This window comes from Pseudohaliea rubra DSM 19751, from assembly GCF_000764025.1.
Lineage (GTDB): Bacteria > Pseudomonadota > Gammaproteobacteria > Pseudomonadales > Halieaceae > Pseudohaliea > Pseudohaliea rubra.
Window position 1 is genome coordinate 1 of record NZ_KN234796.1, and the last position, 15,947, is coordinate 15,947.

Here is a 15,947-nt window from a genome sequence, read left to right on the forward strand (position 1 = left end):
TAGTGCTGCCATCGGCGGGGCTGCCGGCGCTCGGGCTCGTGCTGGAGCTCGGGCTCGGACTGCCAGCGGGATTGGAGGAACTGGAACTGGAACTGGACGAACTGGAACTGGAACTGCTCGAACTCGAGGAGCTGCTCGGCGTCGGCGGGGTGGGCATGGATACCGTGGGTGTGGTGGGCGTGCTCGCGCTCGGACAGCCCGCGAGCGCCAGGCAGGCGAGCACGGTTGCTGCTGCGGCGCCGAGGCGCCCTGCGCGGTTATTGCCAGTCGCTGGTGTCATAAGCCCATCTAATCCCCGTCGTCGGCACCGGCTGGCCATCGGCGAAGCGCGGCCGGAACTTTGTCTTCCGCAGCTTCCGCAGGAGCCGGTTGGCGATGCCCTCATTGTCATTCGCCTCATCGACGCGATCGAGATCGCGCACCCGACCACGTTCATCCACGGTGAATTCTACCAACAAATTGGCCCCTTCCGGCGGCACGGGCTCCGGAAGGGGGCGGATGCCCTCAAGGGCCGGCAGTACTGCCGGTGCGCCGAAAAGATCGCCCATGGCTGCTTCGGCATCATCGAGGGCCGCAAGTTCCGCCAGGGCATCGGTGTAGGCCTGGGCGGCGTCGTCGTATTTATCGTGCCAGAGCCGCCAGTCACCGAGCAGCACCAGGGCCTCGGCGTGCTCCCGGGGGCCTGCCCCGGGCTGGGCCTGCCGCACGTCGTAGATGGCGCGGATCACCGAGCCGCCCTGCTTGTAGCTCTGGCTGCGGAAGGCCACAAAGCGGCCTTCGTCCACCCGCGGCTCGAAGGGATCGGCGCTCAGTCCCGTGGGGTCGCTGCCGTCAAAGCCGCTGATCAGGTACTGGGCGCGGAGCATGCCGTAGAGTGGCGGCAGGAGGTTGGGTGAGGCATCGCCCTCATCCTCGGCAAGCTCCGACAGAGCCAGCCGGTAGAGGCTCCACATGCGCAGCAGACGCTCGAAGCCGTTCTCGTCGAGGCCCAGCTCGTAGGCTCGCCGCTGCCAGCGAGCCTGGCGCATGAGGGCGAGGCTGCGGCCGGCGTCCGTGAGGGTACGCTGCTGCACCCGGTACAGGTAGCGGTGCCGATCGTCGGCGGCCTGAAAGTCGCCGATGGCGATATGGCTGCGGATCTCCGCCTCGATGAGGACGAGCTGCTGCTCGCTGTAAAGGCCTTCGTTGACCCGGGCCAGGTGGACGCCGCGCTTGAGGATGGCGATGGCCTCCGCGTGCTGCCCGGCCTGCTGGAGCGCCAGGCCGAGCTCCAGCAGTGGTTCGGTGAGCCCCGGGCTGTAGGCGCCGTCGGCCTGCTCGAGGGAGCTGATTTCGTCCCGGTAGCGGCGGATGGTGTCGCTGCGGACGACCTCGAGGGCGGCGGCCTCGTCGTCGAGGGCGTCGTGTCCGGGTTGCACCGGTTCCGGCTGAGCCGCGGCGAGGGCGGCGGCAAAGACGGCGCAGGCGGCGAAGCTTGTGCGGCGAAAGTTCATAGGGCGATCGCGCTCATTGCAGCTGTCGGCTGGCTTACAGCAGTATAACCTCAAGTCATTTACGTCGATGATGCCGATGCGGCTCAATGGGCGTGGGTCCGGGGCGCGGCGAAGCATCGCCGGCACCGGCCGGCCCCGGATGCTCGCCGCTGGCGACGCTGCTTGCTGGAGGATAGGCCATGGATGCAATTCGCGAAGAGCTGGAGCGCCGCTGGCAGCAGATGCTCGAGCGCGCCGCCGCCGGCGACGATCTGCCGCCGGCGCTGCGCCTGCGCGCCGAGGGGCTCATGGAGGCGCTGGTGCTGGCCGGCGCAGCGGAGCCGGCGGCGCTGCAGGCAGCCATGGCCGACGCCTGGCACCGCGCCATGGGGGAGCCGCTGGCTGCTACCCTCGGAGAAGACTGGAAGACGGTACACCCTTTTCCCGCCATCCCTTTTTACCAGTCACGGGCGCCGGTTGTTCCCAGCACCAGCGATGATTGAGAGTGGGCTGTGTTCGCTTGTGCTGGCTTGTGTTGGCCTGCGTTGGTCTATGTTGGCGCCGGCTCTCGATTCCCGGTGCGGATGCGGGATACTTCTCTCAGTCGCTCCACGATATTCGCTTGGTGAGAGAAGTATCCCGCATCCGCCCCTACCGCCCCGCGTATTCCCGAGGCGGGGAGGGAGTGTCCGGGTGAGGCTACGTTCAAAGAAGTATTCCGCATCCACTCCTACTGTCCTGTGTGTTCCTGAGACAGTGGGGAGTATCCCGGGCGGTAGGGACGGGTGCTGGAGGGTACCCCCACCAAGCGAATATCGTGGAGCGACTGGGGGTACCCTCCAGCACCCGTCCCGGAAAACTGCGATGGCCTCGACAATAAAAGCCCGTAGTGACCAGCACTCGCCCCGGAAATCCTCGATGATCCTATAATAGAGCCCCGTAGCGACAAGACACCCTGACAGCGTGAAATTCGAAGCTTATCGACGCGAGTACACCGCCGGCGGTCTTGCCCGGGACGACCTGGATGCCTGCCCCGTGCGTCAGTTTGAGCACTGGCTGCAGCAGGCCGTGGACGCGGGCCTGTCGGACCCCACAGCCATGGTCCTGGCCACCGTGGATGCCGATGGCAACCCCGGGCAGCGCATCGTGCTGCTCAAGGGGGCCTCCAGCGACGGTTTTGTTTTCTACACCAACTACGGCAGCGCCAAGGCACAGGCGATCGCCGCCGAGCCGCGCGTGTCGCTGCTGTTTCCCTGGAACGAGCTCGACCGGCAGGTCATCGTCGGGGGCATCGCGGAGAAAATGCCCTTCGCCGAGTCGGCGCGCTATTTCCTAAGCCGCCCCCGGGAGAGCCAGGTGGCCGCCTGGGCCTCCCGGCAGAGCCGCCCGGTGCCGGCGCGGGCGGCCCTCGAAGCGGAGGTCAAGCGTCTCATGCAACAATTCGGCCGCGGCGAGGTGCCGGTGCCGGACTTCTGGGGCGGCTACCGGGTTCGGCCCACGCGCATGGAATTCTGGCAGGGCGGGGCACACCGCCTGCACGACCGCTTCCTGTACACCCGACAGGAAGACGACACCTGGACCATCGAGCAGCTGCAGCCATGACGGCTGCGGCGAGGGAGGACACATGATTAGCAAAGAAGCCCTTATCGGCACCTGGCAGCTGGAATCCTGGACCGTGGGTTATTCCAACCGGGAGGACTTCTCCACGCCCTTCGGCGAGGACCCGAAGGGCCTGCTTTTGTATACGGAGGACGACTGGATGAGCGCCTCCATCGCCCGCAGCGACCGCCACACGCTGCCGCAGGACGTGCCCTTCCGCAAGCTTCCCGAGGAGAAGCTCGCCCAGGCCTACCTCAGCTATTTTCACTACGCCGGGCGCTACCGGGTGCTCGAGGGCGACATCATTCACTACGTGACCCAGAGCCTCAACCCGAACTTCGTCGGCACGGAGCAGCTGCGCCACGCCGAGCTCGACGGCCAGACGCTGGTGTTAAGCGGTCGTGACGAAAGCGGCGGTGTCACCCGCCTGCACTCGCTGGTCTGGCACCGGCTCTCGGGCGTCGACGACAGCTGAGTCAGGCGGCGCGCCGCTGCCGGGCGTAAGAGGGCAGCGGTGGCAGGGCGAGGAGCCTGCGGCGCAGGAGGTCCAGGGCCAGGGCGGCTACCATGGTCTGGAAGAGCGTGCGCTCCACGGGCCAGAGCAGGCACACGGTATCCAGCTGCTCCCGATCCCCCCAGGCCAGCCAGACCGTGCCCACGGGCTTTGCCGCCGTGCCGCCCTCGGGGCCGGCCACCCCGGATACGGCGACCGCAAGGTCCGCCCCGGCGCGCTCCAGGGCGCCGGTGGCCATTTCCCGCACCACCGCTTCGCTCACCGCGCCGTGAGTGGCGAGGGTCTCCTCGCGCACGCCCAGGGTGCGGGTCTTGATGGCGTTGGAGTAGGTAACGTAACCGGCCTCGAAGGCGGCCGAGGAGCCGGGCACCCGGGTCAGGGCGGCGGCGATGGCGCCGCCGGTGCAGGATTCAGCGGTGGCGACGGTGAGCCCCCGCTCCCGGAGCAGGGCCAGCAGCTCGCCGGCGAGGCTGGCATCGCCGCGGCCGATGATGTGGTCGCCGAAGAGGGCCTCGAGGCGGGCGAGGCAGGCGTCCCGGTCCGCCGCGGCCGCCGGGTCCGTGATCGCCAGCTTAATCTCCAGCTGCGGGGCCCCGGCGCGGAAGCCCAGGTTTACCGCCGGCGGCCAGGGCGCGGCATGCTCCCTGGCGTTGTCGTCGGCGATGAGCTGCTGCGCCGTGGACTCACCGAGGCCGAAGGTCTGCAGGCGCAGGATGTCCACGGCGCCGAGGCCCGGCCAGCGTTCCGTGAGGTCGTCACAGACGGGCTCGAGCATGGTGGCCAGCTCGCCGGGCACGCCGGGGGTGCAGTAGATCCGGCAGCTGCCGAGGTCGACGGCAAAGCCCACGGCGCTGCCGCGGGCGTTGGGCAGGATCGTGCAGCCTGCCGGCAGCAGGGCCTGCTTGCGGTTGGCACCATCGAGGGGCAGGCCCCGGCCGGCGCACCAGCGCTCGAGGTGGGCGAGGGCCTCCGGGTGCTCCGCGAGCGGCAGCCCCGCCGCCTCGGCGACCACGGCTGCGGTGAGATCGTCCACCGTGGGGCCGAGGCCGCCGTTGACGATCACCACTTCGGCGTCCCGCGCCATGGCAGCGAGCTCGGCCACCAGCGCCGCGGGGTCGTCGCCGAGGGTCACCTTGCGGCCCACGGCGAGCCCGAGGGTGGCCAGGCGGTGGGCGATGGTCGCCGAGTTCGAATCGACCGTATCTCCGCTCATCAGCTCGTTGCCGGTGAGCAGGAGCTGGACCCGGGGCGTCTGGGGCATGGTTCTGGCTTAGCGTCGCGAATCGAGGCAGGTACTATACACCGGTCAACGGACGGCGCGATGCCGGCAGAGAAGAGGGAGACAGCGATGAAGCGCGTCGTGTTCAACCAGAAGGGCGGGGTCGGCAAGACCAGCATCACCTGCAACCTCGCGGCCATCGACGCCGCCACGGGTTACCGCACCCTGGTGATCGATCTGGACGTGCAGGGTAACAGCACCCTGTATCTCGTCGGCGAGATCGACGCCGAGGCCTTCCCGGCGGAGGCCCAGGGCGTGGCCGGGCTCTTCCGACAGACCGTCGGCCCCCGGCGTATGCGCCAGAACCCCGATTCCTTCGTCTGGGAGACGCCCTGGGAGAATCTCTATCTCATGCCCTCCAGCCCGGCCCTTGCCGAGCTGGAAGGGGCCCTGGAGGCCCGCTATAAAATTTACAAGCTTCGGGATGCCCTGGCGAAGCTCGAAGGCGAGTATGACCGCGTGTATATCGACACGCCGCCGAGCTTCAACTTCTTTTCCAAGGCCGCGCTGATCGCCGCCGACAGTGTCCTCGTGCCCTTCGATTGCGACAGCTTCGCCCGCCACAGTCTCTACGCGCTGCTCGAGAACATCACCGAACTGCAGGACGACCATAACCCGGAGCTGGTCATCGAGGGCATCGTCATCAATCAGTTCAATCCTCAGGCGCGGCTGCCCGGTGAGCTGGTAGCGGAGCTCGAGGAGGAGGGCTTCCCGGTGTTGGCAAGCTGGCTTGGCTCCTCGGTGAAAATGAAGGAGTCGCACCACAGCCACCGGCCCCTCATCGATCTGGCTCCGGGGCACAAGCTGACGCAGCAGTATCTGGCCCTGTACGCGGCGCTGGAGGCCGCGCTGGTGGAATAACCATAGAGAAACTGGTTATTTCACAGGACATTTTTTATTCCCTAGAGTCGGTACCTGCACTATTGCCGTCAGGGGAATACGGTGGGGCTGGACCTCGACAGGATCAACGCGGAATTGCGCCATGCGGCGCCGGAGGCCATCGTACGCTGGGCCCTGGCCCGGGGTCTGCCGGCGATCGCCAGCAGCAGCATGGGGCCCGGCGCCGGAGTCATGCTGCACCTGGTGAGCCGCCTGGCGCCCTCGCTACCCGTCATCTGGGTGGACACCGGCTATAACCTGCCCGAGACCTATCGCACGGCCGAGGCCCTGCGCGAACGTCTGGACCTCAACCTGCAGGTGTACACGCCGGCCCTGACCGCCGAACGCCGCCAGGCCCTCTACGGCCCCATCCCGGGCATCGAGGAGCAGGAGCGCCACGCCCTTTTTACCCGGCAGGTGAAGCTCGAGCCCTTCGAGCGTGCTCTCGCCGAGCACCGGCCGGCGCTCTGGCTCACGGGAATCCGCCGGGAAGAGACCGCTTTCCGTCGCGCCCTGGACGTGGTCACCCGCGATTCCCGGGGTCTGCTCAAGGTGGCCCCGCTGTTCCACTGGCGGCAGGAGCAGGTCGACGCTTATCTCGCCGAGCACGGGCTTCCGGACAGCCAGCGCTACTTCGACCCGACCAAGGTCCACGCCGGCCGCGAGTGCGGCCTGCACAGCGCCGCCTGATGCGGCCCGGCCTGCGCAGCCCGACCTGACGCCTTGCCGGCCCGGGGGCCGCTCTGCATACTGCGCGTCCCGTGACTGGAGGCGCCCATGTTCGACCTTACCGCAACCCCGCTCCCGGCCGACGAAGCCGCCGCGCAGCTCAAGGCCCTGCTGGCTGGCGAGGATGACCCGCTGGCGAATGCCGCCAACTTCGTTGCCTTCCTCGCCCTGCAGCTGCCGGATATCAACTGGGTGGGCCTGTATCGCCGCGCGGGCGACGAGCTGGTGCTCGGTCCCTTTCAGGGCAGGCCGGCCTGCGTGCGTATTCCCCTCGGCCGCGGAGTCTGCGGCACTGCTGTGGCCCGCGCCGAAAGCCAGCGCGTGGCCGACGTCGACGCCTTCCCCGGCCATATCGCCTGCGACGCCGCCTCCCGCGCCGAGCTGGTGGTGCCGCTCTGGCACGACGGAGAGGTCGTGGGCGTGGTCGATGTGGACAGCCCGCGGCGAGACCGTTTCAGCGACGCCGACCAGGCGCTGGTCGAGACCCTGGCGGCCGCCTACCTGGACAGCTCCGCTCCGCTGTAAGCCTCGCTGGCGGCCCGCCAGGGCGCTGCGGTATGCTCCGCGCCTTTCCTTGTCGCGGAGGTTTCCATGGCCGAACTTCATCCCGTGCGTGCCCTGCTCAAAGGCGCCGTGGCCCCGGGGGCGCAGGTGACGGTGCGCGGCTGGCTGCGCAGCAAGCGCGATTCCAAAGCCGGTATTTCGTTCCTCGCCGTGCATGACGGTTCCTGCTTCGACCCGATCCAGGCGGTGGTGCCGAACACCCTTGCCAACTACGAGGACGAGGTGCTGGCACTCGGCACCGGTGCCGCGGTCATCGTTACCGGGGAGCTGGTGGAGTCCCGGGGCAAGGGGCAGACGGTGGAGATCCAGGCCGGTGCCGTGGAGGTGGTCGGCCCGGTGCTCGACCCGGAGCACTATCCCGTCGCCAAGAAGCGGCACAGCTTCGAGTACCTGCGCACCCAGGCCCACCTGCGCCCGCGTACGAATACCTTCGGTGCCATTACGCGCGTCCGCCACACCCTGGCCAATGCGATCCACAGTTTCTTCCACGAGCGCGGCTTCTACTGGGTGAACACGCCCATCATTACCGGCTCCGACTGCGAGGGAGCCGGTGAGCTGTTCCGCGTATCCACCCTGGATTTCGCCAACCTGCCGCGCCGCGCCGACGGCAGCGTGGACTTCGCCGAGGACTTCTTCGCCGGCGAGGCCTTCCTCACCGTGAGCGGCCAGCTCGAGGTCGAATCCTTCTGCCTGGCCATGAGCAAGGTCTACACCTTTGGCCCGACCTTCCGCGCCGAGAACTCCAACACCAGCCGGCACCTCGCCGAGTTCTGGATGGTCGAGCCGGAGATCGCCTTTGCGGATCTCGACGACAATGCCGAGCTTGCCGAGGCGCTGCTGCGGCACGTGTTCCGGCGGGTGCTGGAGGAGTGCGAGGACGACATGGCCTTCTTCCAGCAGCGCATCGACGATACGGTGCTGGCGCGGCTGCAGGCGGTCATCGACAATCGCTTCGAGCGCATGGACTACGGCGAGGCCATCCGCATCCTCGAGGGCTGCGGCGAGAACTTCGAATTCCCCGTGCGCTGGGGCTTGGATCTGGCCAGCGAGCACGAACGCTATCTGTGCGAGAAACACGTGGGGCGGCCGGTCGTGATCGCGAACTACCCGAAGGGCATCAAGGCCTTTTATATGCGCCTGAATGACGACGGTGAGACTGTCGCGGCCATGGACGTGCTGGCGCCCGGTATCGGCGAGATCATCGGCGGCAGCCAGCGTGAGGAGCGCCTTGAGGTCCTCGAAGCGCGTATGGACGCCACGCTGAAGGAAGAGCTGTGGTGGTACCGCGACCTGCGCCGCTACGGCACCGTGCCGCACGCGGGCTTCGGCCTCGGCTTCGAGCGGCTGCTGAACTACGTTACCGGCATGGAAAACGTCCGCGACGCGATCCCGTTCCCGCGCACGCCGGGGAACGCCCACTTCTAAACCCGGTGGGAACGGCGTACCCGGTGGGTGCGGCGTTGCGCCGCGACCGGGTTGGCAGAGCCGCCGGCCGGATCAGCGCGAGGACGCGCCTTCCGCCGGCGGGTCTACAGGGCGCCTTCGCCCGGCGCTGGCAGGAACCGGGCCAGGTGGTCGCCTTCACGGTCGATGCCGGCCAGGGTCACGGCCACGGGCGCCTCGAGCTGAAAGCGCCGGGTCTTGCTGGTGAGCGTGGCCTGCCACTTGTCGTAGCTGAACTTCTCCGGGTCCTTGCGCAAATCCACGAAGCCCTCGAGGCCCCAGGCATCGATGCGCGCCACGAAGCCGCTGGAGCTCAGGTGCACGATGCGCGCCGGCCACGGTGCCGGGTCGGCGGCGGCGCGCTTTTCGAGGAAGTTGGCGGCGAGCCAGCGCTCGGCGTCGGCGGTAGCCGCCCGGACGGCGCGCAGGCCAGCGCCCACGCGCTCGAGCGTGGGGCCGTGGACGAGGTCGGGCTTGCGCTCGTGGAGAATGGCCTTCAGCTGCAGGTGCACGAGAAAGTCGACGGCCCGGCGCAGCGGTGACGTGCAGGTGGTATACACCGGCAGCACCATCCCCATATGCGGCGCCGGCTTCGTGCTCAGGGTTGCGCGGGTCAGCAGGCGGTTGATCATGGCCCGCAGGGGCAGATCGCTTTCCGGTGTCGTCAGGGCGCGGAAGATCGCCCGGTAGCCTTCAAGGGTATGCGGGTCTGCCTCTTTCAGGGCCGGCAGGTTCCGCTCCAGAAACTGGCGGGTCTCGTCGCTGCGGTCCCGGCGGAAGCCCGGGTGGCTGATGTAGGGCCCGCTGGCGTTGTGCTCAGCAAGGAAGCGGGCGGCGCAGCGGTTGGCGGCAATCATGCAGGCCTCTACCAGGCGCTGGGAGTTGAGCTTCTCGCCGGGCTCGATCTGTTCGATCTGCCCGCTGTCATCCAGCTGCCAGCGGTGCTCCCGGCGCTCCTCCATGGTCAGCCCCTCGGCCTCGCGGTTGCCGGCGAGGGCCCGGTAGACCGCGTAGAGCGCTTCCAGGGGACTGGCGTAGCTCATCAGGCTGTCCTGCTCCCCGGAGAGATACTTGTCCACGGCGAAGTAGGACAGCTTTGCCCGCGAGCGCACGATGGCCTCGTGGAATTCGAAGTCGCGGATTTCACCGCTGTCGGCGACTGCCAGCTTGCAGACCAGCGCCGGCCGGGTCTGGTCCTCTGTGAGCGCGCAGCTCTCCTGGGCTAGGGCTTCCGGCAGCATCGGCACCACGTCGCCATGGAAATAGGCCGAGCAGGCCCGGGCGGTGACCACCGGCAGGAGGGGCGAGTCGGCCCCCACATAGGCCGTGGGGTCGGCGATGGCCACGTAGAGAATCCAGCCGTCGGTGGTGGTCTCGGCGTACAGCGCGTCGTCGATATCCTGGGTGCGCGCCGAGTCGATGGACACGAAGGCGAGGTCCGTGAGGTCGAGGCGATGGCTGTCTGCCAGTGGGTCCCGGGTCTTGAGCTGCTCGCTGAGCTCGCGCTCCCGGGTGCTTTCCCAGCCGGTCCGGACGCCGTGCCGGGCCATGGCGAACTGGTTTTCGAGGCCCGGCGTGCCCGCCGGCCCGAAGACCCTGAGCACCTTGGCCTGGGGGCGGCCGTCGCGGATCGGGTGGCGCAGGACAGCGCAGCGCACGTAGTCGCCCTCTTTGACGCCGTTGCGGGCGTGCGGGGGCAGGAACAGCCAGCGCTGCAGCGTGGCCAGTTGGGGGCGCACGAACAGCGCCTTGCCTTTACGCACGCACTGGCCGTTGAATTCGCCGAGGGGGCTGTCTACCAGCCGCTCGATCTCCGCCACGGGGCGGTCGTCGGCCCCGGGGCGGACGCAGACCCGTACCCGGTCACCGGGGAAGGCCTTGAGCATCTCGTCAGGCGGGACGAAAACCTCGCGGCCATCGTCGAGGACCGCGAAGCCGTAGCGCGCCTGCGTGCCCTTGACCACGGCCTCCACCCGCTCTTTGACGGATTCCATCTCCTTCTTCAGGCCCCGGAGCTGGGAGAGGGCGTCGCGGTCTAGCATGGCAGTCTTGTTGGCATCGGCATGGACGCAAAGCGCCTCGGCAAAGGGGCGTATGCTAGCGGAAAAGGCCCCGGGTGTCAGTGCGACGGCACGGTCCGCGGGCGGCGGGCGCGGTGCGATTGACACTCCGTGGATACGCGCTCAATAATTGAGGCGAGTTCGGGTAAAGCACGGGATCGGGCCATTCGACCGACTTGCTCAAGGGTTTTTCCCGCCGGCCGGCGCAGCTTTACCCGCCTGCCTCGTGATGCCGGGCCGATGCCCGTGTGTCCTCGCCTTCCCCCGACTTCTTCGCCTCGCCGCTGCACGCCACCGCGCTGCCGCGGTCGTGGCTTTCTGAGCCCCTGACCCCGTCCCGGAGAGTCCGTATGGAAAGCAGCCTCGCCCTGCACCCGCCCCTGACCCCCGCTGAGGCCGAAGGCCCGAAAACCTACGTACTCGACACCAACGTGCTGCTGCACGACCCGACGGCGATCAGCGCCTTCAACGAGCACCAGGTTGTCATCCCGATGACGGTCCTGGAGGAACTGGACCACATCAAGGACCGGCGCGACAAAACCGTGAGCCGGGAGGCGCGTATCGCCATCCAGCTTATCGACAAGATCGTCGATGTGGCCACGCCTCAGGCGATCCAGCAGGGGGTGGCGGTACCCGGCAGCACGCTCCAGGGGCCCCTGGGAACGCTCGCCATCTATCCGGATCAGCTGATCACCGACGACAGCGCTGTTCCCTACCTCGATGGCACCCCGGACCAGGCCAACGACAACCGCATTATCAACGTGGCCATCAAGCTGCAGGCGGAACATCCGGAGCGTTTTGTCTGCCTGGTGACCAAAGACATCAACATGCGCATCAAGGCCAAGGGCTCCGGCCTTCTGCACGTGGAGGACTACCGCCGGGACCGGGTGCTGGACGACATCGATCTGCTCACCAAGGGCTACGAGCACATCCCCGGGGACTTCTGGGCGGGGGTGGACGAGGTCGACACGGTGCGCGAGGACGATCGCACGCTGCACCGGTTGCCGCGCTCGGCGCTGCCCGCCGCCTACCCGAACCAGTTTCTCTTCGACGACCGCGAGTTCCTGGCCTTTGTGGTGCGCCTCGACAGCGAGCATGTCTACCTGCGCTGCGACAGCCGGGACGGGCTTATGAATCAGCGTTTCTGGGGGCTGGCGCCGCGCAACCTCGACCAGGCCATGGCCATGCGCCTGCTGGCCGATGACGATGTCGATATGACCGTGCTCACGGGCCCCGCCGGCTCCGGCAAGACCCTCCTGGCGCTCGCCTACGGGCTCCAGGGCATCCTCGAGGAAGGCCGCTACAGCAAGCTCATCGTGGCCCGCTCAACGCCGCCGATCGCCGAGGACATCGGTTTTCTGCCCGGTACGGAAGAGGAGAAAATGGCGCCCTGGCTGGCCGCCTTCGACGATAACCTGGAAATTCTCCACGGCGCCGACGAGTCCTGCGCCGGCAGCATCGCGTACGTCAAGGAGCGGGCGAATATCCAGTTCAAATCCCTGAACTTCATGCGTGGCCGCTCTTTCAACAACGCCTATATCATTATCGACGAGGCCCAGGGCCTTTCCCAGTTCCAGCTGAAGTCGGTGATCAGTCGGGTAGGCGAGGGCTCGAAGATCGTCGTCCTTGGCAACCTCGCGCAGATCGACAACAAATACATCTCGCCGCTGACCTCGGGCCTCACTTACCTGGTTGAAAAGAGCAAGCACTACGAGCACGCGGGGGTGATGCACATCGGCGGTATCCTCCGCTCCCGCCTTGCGGCCTTCGCCGAGGAGGAACTCTAGCGGGCGCGAGGACGCGTCTCCCGCAGTGCTCGCCCCCGGCGGGAGGCGCGTCCCGGCCGCCACCTGCCGCAGGGGCGTCAGGTGCTCGCCGCCTCGTAGGCCTTGACCAGGGGCGCAAGCTCTTCTTCGAAGCGGTCGGCAAAGCCGAGCAGCGACGGCCGGGGTGCGCAGGCGGCGCCCGGTGACTTGCTGGGGAACAGGCGCCAGTCTTCCGCTTCTCCGGACCGGAGCGGCCGGGGTGGCGGCGCCAGCCCCAGCAGCGCGAACAGCCGGGCCCGGGTCCCCTCCGGGTCCGTGACCAGTTCCTCGTAGTCCACCACCAGGAGCGGGTTCGGCAGCACCGCCTGCCAGTGATCGATGAGCCGCTCGGCGCTGGCGATGGCGCGCCCGGCGGTCTCCAGAGCGTAGCTGTAGCCGTGGCCGCTGCGGAACTTCTTGAAGAACAGGGCCAGGCCCAGGTCCCGCGCGCGGCGCCGGCAGAGCACGATCGGTGCCTCCGGGTGCAGCAGCGCGAAATAACCGATCCGGGGCAGGTTTGCCGGCGAGCTGTCCACGAGCCAGCGGCTGCCGGCGTCGGCCAGCGGATGCTCCCGGTAGGCCTCGATAAAGGGCGAGCGGGAGCTGGCGGCCGCCTCACTGAGCCGCCGGGGCAGTTCCTTCCCGGGGATGTCGGCGATGGCCCGGCGCAGCCCTGCGAATTCGCCCCCGGCAGCGATGGCCGGGTGTTCCGCCAGCAGGCTTTCCACCAGGCTCTTGCCCGAGCGGGGCAGCCCTGTCACCACCAGGGCCTTGCAGGGTGGCAGGGACCGCGCGACGGCGGCGAAGGTCCGGCGATCCAGGCGGAACAGGCGCTCTCCCAGGCGGTATTCGCGCTTGCGCGCCTCGAGGCTGTCGCCGGTGAGCCGATTGCCTGCCGCATAGTGGACAAAGCCCGTGCGGTCGCGGCCGGCCTCCACCTGGAGCTGGCCGAGGAGAAAGAGGGCGCGGGCCCGGGCGGCGTCGCTGCGCCGGTGATCCAGGGCCCGGGCAAGGATACGGGCCGCCTCTGGGCCATCGGGCGCGAGGGGCACCAGGTGGAGGAGGGCGGCGTAGCAGTCCAGGTTGTCGGGGTTCAGGTCCCGGGCCCGCTCGAGGGCTTCAAGGGCCCCCGGTCGGTCACCCTGCTGCAGCGCCAGCTGGCCGAGGGCAAGGTGCAGGGGGGCGTCCTCCGGCCCCTGCGCAAGCCCTTCGCGGTAGCACGTTGCCGCGGCGTCGGGCTGCAGCAGGCCTTCCAGCGCCTTGCCGCGGTAGAGCCAGTGCTCTGCGGAGGCGTTCGCGGTCGTCGGGTCCGTGGCGCGCAGCAGCGCGGGGAAGTCCCGCGCTGCCAGAAGCGCTCTCAGCGCCCGGGTGTCGCCGTTGCCACCGGCGGTCTTTGCTACGTCCACGGTTTGCTCCATCGGGATCGGCTGCGGCGCTATCATCGGCCACGGCCAAGCCCGTGTCGATGCCGTCAGCCGTCCCTCTGGTCCTCACCGCCCTCATTCTGTGACGTCGTCCTCATCGTCGGGAGTATCGACGCCGTCGCCGTCGGTCAGGTCGTCCTCATCGTCGGGGGTATCGACGCCGTCGCCGTCGGTCAGGTCGTCCTTATCGTCGGGGGTATCGATGCCGTCGCCATCGGTCAGGTCGTCCCCATCGTCGGGGGTGTCGATGCCGTCGCCGTCGGTAAGGTCAGCCTCGTCTTCCGTCGTATCGATGCCGTCATCGTCGGTGATCGTATCGTCGCCGATGAGGTCGTCGTCGTCGCAGCTGGTGCCGTCGTCATCGAAGCCGCAGCCGAACTCGCGCTCGCCGTCGAGACGGCCCTTGTCCTCGAACTCGATCTCGTCGGCGATACCGTTGGCCAGCTCATCATCCTGGAGCTTGATCAGGTCGCCGGGCTGCAGCTGGGCGAAGAAGGCCTCCGCCGGGATGTCCTGATCCTGCAGGTTCTCGTACTCCGTCTCGCCGACGGCCACAGAAAAAGTCACGCCGAGCAGCGTGATGTCACTGCCCGCGGTGAAGGCTTCCACCGGCGCCTGCACGACCTCGTCGTCCGTCTCCTCGCGGTCGATGACCGTGGCGATGAGACGGTCGCCCTCGACGTAGGCCTCGATCTCAAGGAAATCACCGGCCACGATGTCGCCGAGGGTGAGTCGATCGAGGTCGTCGCGATCGTCGTCAAGGCGGGTGCCCTGGTCTACCGCTACGCTCACCGTGCCGCCGGCGGCGAAGGTGATATCGATGATGCCGTTTTCCGTGTCGACGTCGCTGACGGGGCCCTCGAGCTCGATCCGGCCCCGGCGACCGCGGATGCGGTCGGCGCTAAGGCGCTCGCCGTCCCAGGTGCCGCTCACCTGCAGGACCGTGCCGCTGCCCAGGGTGAGGTCGGCCGGAGAGCGGATCGCGCTGCCGGCATCGACCGGTATACCGCGCACGCGGAAGTTGCTGTCGTCCACATAGGCGCTGACAGTGCCCTCCACGGACACCGCATCGCCCTCGGCGAGACCGCCGGCAGGACCGTCCTCCGTGTCCACTTCCGTGGCGGTAAGTACGCCGTCGGCCAGCGTGCCGTAGACCTCGACGCGAACGCCGTCCGCCAGGGCGCCATCGTCCTCATCAAGGAGGGCGCTGCTGGTATCCACGGTGACCTCGCCAATGGTGAAGCTGCCGGCGGTCACGTTGCGGGCAATGCCCTTCAGTTCCACGGTGCTGCTGCCCGGAACGAAGTCGTCCTTGCGCTCAATGCGGGTGGCGCGGAGGCGGTTGCCCTCCTGCGGAAAGCCGGACACCTCGACCAGATCGCCGACGGCGAGGGTGTCGAAGGTGATGTCGTCAAAGACCGTGCCGGTGCGCTCGACAATAACGTTGAAGCCAAGAATCACCAGCAGCAGCGCGTCGCCATCGTTGGTCGGCGTGATGCTTTCGATGGGGCCGGTCAGCTCGTCATCGTAAACGATGCGGCTGGCGGTGCCTGTGATGCCGTCATCGTTCACCGTGCCGTCGAGGAGCACCACCATGCCCACGGCGAGGTCGCGCTCACTGGCGGGCTCGCCGTCGATGATAATCCGGGCATCGTCGGTCTCGAACTTCACCCCGCCCACGAACACGCTGCCGAAGCCGGTAATGCTGCCGCTCAGGCGGCGTTCGGGCACCTCTGTGGTGCCGCCGTCACTGCCGCCGTTCTCGGTGGGAGCAGGCGCAGGGGTACTCGGCGTGCTCGCAGTGCCGCCGCCACCACCGCCACCGCAAGCGGTCAGGACAAGGGCGAGGGCGCTGGCTGTAGCCAGGGTCTTGGGTCGGAACAGGGGCTCGTTGTTCATGGGACACACCTCCGGTGCAGGCTCGATAGGAGAAATCGGCAACCGCCTTGATTGGGAATTTAATCCCAGTCATGAGGTTCGTCAAGGATTCTGGGAAAAAATTCCCCAGGTTTGTTCCGGGCGGGGGTAAAGGTGCGTGTTAAAGAGACTGTGCAGGCCGCGATCGCTGGGTAGTCCCGGGGTAGCTGACGGGGGTCTGGTTTGTTTCGCATTTCCGGGGCGGGCGCGGGGCGCTTCTCTCAGTCGCTCCCCGATACACGCTTGGTGAGAGAAGCGCCCC

The 15,947-nt window shown here is 68.0% G+C and carries 13 protein-coding genes; 8 read left to right on the forward strand and 5 right to left on the reverse strand.

From position 1 onward, the window contains the following. Positions 1 to 257 precede the first annotated feature (257 nt). Positions 258 to 1,493: a hypothetical protein gene (locus HRUBRA_RS13405; protein WP_035517986.1), complete on the reverse strand. Its 1,236-nt coding sequence runs from the start codon at positions 1,491 to 1,493 to the stop codon at positions 258 to 260. 179 nt (positions 1,494 to 1,672) lie between these two features. On the opposite strand from HRUBRA_RS13405, the gene HRUBRA_RS13410 reads away from it, so the two are divergent. The 3 genes from HRUBRA_RS13410 (at position 1,673) to HRUBRA_RS13420 (ending at position 3,546) form a co-directional block, all read left to right on the forward strand. Further along, on the forward strand, positions 1,673 to 1,975 hold the full coding sequence (locus tag HRUBRA_RS13410) for a hypothetical protein (protein ID WP_035517987.1): 303 nt from the start codon (positions 1,673 to 1,675) through the stop codon (positions 1,973 to 1,975). Positions 1,976 to 2,435: 460 nt separating this feature from the next. Further along, positions 2,436 to 3,074 carry a pyridoxamine 5'-phosphate oxidase gene (gene pdxH, locus HRUBRA_RS13415; protein WP_035517989.1) on the forward strand — a complete coding sequence of 213 codons (639 nt, stop codon included), beginning with the start codon at positions 2,436 to 2,438 and terminating at the stop codon, positions 3,072 to 3,074. Between the two features lie 22 nt (positions 3,075 to 3,096). Next, the gene (locus HRUBRA_RS13420) at positions 3,097 to 3,546 is read left to right on the forward strand and encodes a lipocalin-like domain-containing protein (protein ID WP_052094899.1); all 450 of its coding nucleotides are present in this window, start codon (positions 3,097 to 3,099) and stop codon (positions 3,544 to 3,546) included. 1 nt (position 3,547) lies between these two features. Here HRUBRA_RS13420 and HRUBRA_RS13425 read toward each other — a convergent pair whose 3' ends face one another. Next, positions 3,548 to 4,846, reverse strand: coding sequence for a CinA family nicotinamide mononucleotide deamidase-related protein (locus HRUBRA_RS13425; protein WP_035517990.1), 1,299 nt, complete (start codon positions 4,844 to 4,846; stop codon positions 3,548 to 3,550). Between the two features lie 87 nt (positions 4,847 to 4,933). On the opposite strand from HRUBRA_RS13425, the gene HRUBRA_RS13430 reads away from it, so the two are divergent. The 4 genes from HRUBRA_RS13430 to asnS all read left to right on the forward strand — a co-directional run bounded on the left by HRUBRA_RS13430 (position 4,934) and on the right by asnS (position 8,461). Next, positions 4,934 to 5,725, forward strand: a complete 792-nt coding sequence (locus HRUBRA_RS13430; RefSeq protein ID WP_035517991.1) for a ParA family protein — start codon at positions 4,934 to 4,936, stop codon at positions 5,723 to 5,725. An 81-nt stretch (positions 5,726 to 5,806) separates the two neighbouring features. Then, positions 5,807 to 6,433, forward strand: coding sequence for a phosphoadenosine phosphosulfate reductase domain-containing protein (locus tag HRUBRA_RS13435; protein WP_035517993.1), 627 nt, complete (start codon positions 5,807 to 5,809; stop codon positions 6,431 to 6,433). A gap of 87 nt (positions 6,434 to 6,520) precedes the next feature. Further along, positions 6,521 to 6,997, forward strand: a complete 477-nt coding sequence (locus HRUBRA_RS13440; RefSeq protein WP_035517994.1) for a GAF domain-containing protein — start codon at positions 6,521 to 6,523, stop codon at positions 6,995 to 6,997. Between the two features lie 66 nt (positions 6,998 to 7,063). Then, a complete protein-coding gene (gene asnS, locus HRUBRA_RS13445; protein ID WP_052094901.1) occupies positions 7,064 to 8,461 on the forward strand; it encodes an asparagine--tRNA ligase in 1,398 nt (465 codons plus the stop codon). Between the two features lie 104 nt (positions 8,462 to 8,565). Here the strand turns inward: asnS and HRUBRA_RS13450 are convergent, their stop codons facing one another. Next, entirely contained in the window at positions 8,566 to 10,521 is a 1,956-nt protein-coding gene (locus tag HRUBRA_RS13450) for an RNB domain-containing ribonuclease (RefSeq protein WP_035517996.1), read from the reverse strand. Positions 10,522 to 10,889: 368 nt separating this feature from the next. On the opposite strand from HRUBRA_RS13450, the gene HRUBRA_RS13455 reads away from it, so the two are divergent. Next, positions 10,890 to 12,326 carry a PhoH family protein gene (locus tag HRUBRA_RS13455; protein WP_035517998.1) on the forward strand — a complete coding sequence of 479 codons (1,437 nt, stop codon included), beginning with the start codon at positions 10,890 to 10,892 and terminating at the stop codon, positions 12,324 to 12,326. Between the two features lie 77 nt (positions 12,327 to 12,403). Here HRUBRA_RS13455 and HRUBRA_RS13460 read toward each other — a convergent pair whose 3' ends face one another. Beyond that, positions 12,404 to 13,750 carry a sulfotransferase family protein gene (locus HRUBRA_RS13460; protein WP_035517999.1) on the reverse strand — a complete coding sequence of 449 codons (1,347 nt, stop codon included), beginning with the start codon at positions 13,748 to 13,750 and terminating at the stop codon, positions 12,404 to 12,406. A gap of 93 nt (positions 13,751 to 13,843) precedes the next feature. After that, complete coding sequence (locus HRUBRA_RS13465; protein WP_035518000.1) at positions 13,844 to 15,667, reverse strand: DUF5666 domain-containing protein; 1,824 nt, start codon at positions 15,665 to 15,667, stop codon at positions 13,844 to 13,846. Positions 15,668 to 15,947 lie beyond the last annotated feature (280 nt).

Excerpts from the sequence above, each read along its gene's own strand:
- HRUBRA_RS13405 (WP_035517986.1), bottom strand. The coding sequence starts at position 1,493 with ATGAACTTTCGCCGCACAAGCTTCGCCGCCTGCGCCGTCTTTGCCGCC.
- HRUBRA_RS13410 (WP_035517987.1), top strand. The coding sequence starts at position 1,673 with ATGGATGCAATTCGCGAAGAGCTGGAGCGCCGCTGGCAGCAGATGCTC.
- HRUBRA_RS13420 (WP_052094899.1), top strand. The coding sequence starts at position 3,097 with ATGATTAGCAAAGAAGCCCTTATCGGCACCTGGCAGCTGGAATCCTGG.
- HRUBRA_RS13425 (WP_035517990.1), bottom strand. The coding sequence starts at position 4,846 with ATGCCCCAGACGCCCCGGGTCCAGCTCCTGCTCACCGGCAACGAGCTG.
- HRUBRA_RS13430 (WP_035517991.1), top strand. The coding sequence starts at position 4,934 with ATGAAGCGCGTCGTGTTCAACCAGAAGGGCGGGGTCGGCAAGACCAGC.
- HRUBRA_RS13440 (WP_035517994.1), top strand. The coding sequence starts at position 6,521 with ATGTTCGACCTTACCGCAACCCCGCTCCCGGCCGACGAAGCCGCCGCG.
- asnS (WP_052094901.1), top strand. The coding sequence starts at position 7,064 with ATGGCCGAACTTCATCCCGTGCGTGCCCTGCTCAAAGGCGCCGTGGCC.
- HRUBRA_RS13450 (WP_035517996.1), bottom strand. The coding sequence starts at position 10,521 with ATGCTAGACCGCGACGCCCTCTCCCAGCTCCGGGGCCTGAAGAAGGAG.
- HRUBRA_RS13455 (WP_035517998.1), top strand. The coding sequence starts at position 10,890 with ATGGAAAGCAGCCTCGCCCTGCACCCGCCCCTGACCCCCGCTGAGGCC.
- HRUBRA_RS13465 (WP_035518000.1), bottom strand. The coding sequence starts at position 15,667 with ATGAACAACGAGCCCCTGTTCCGACCCAAGACCCTGGCTACAGCCAGC.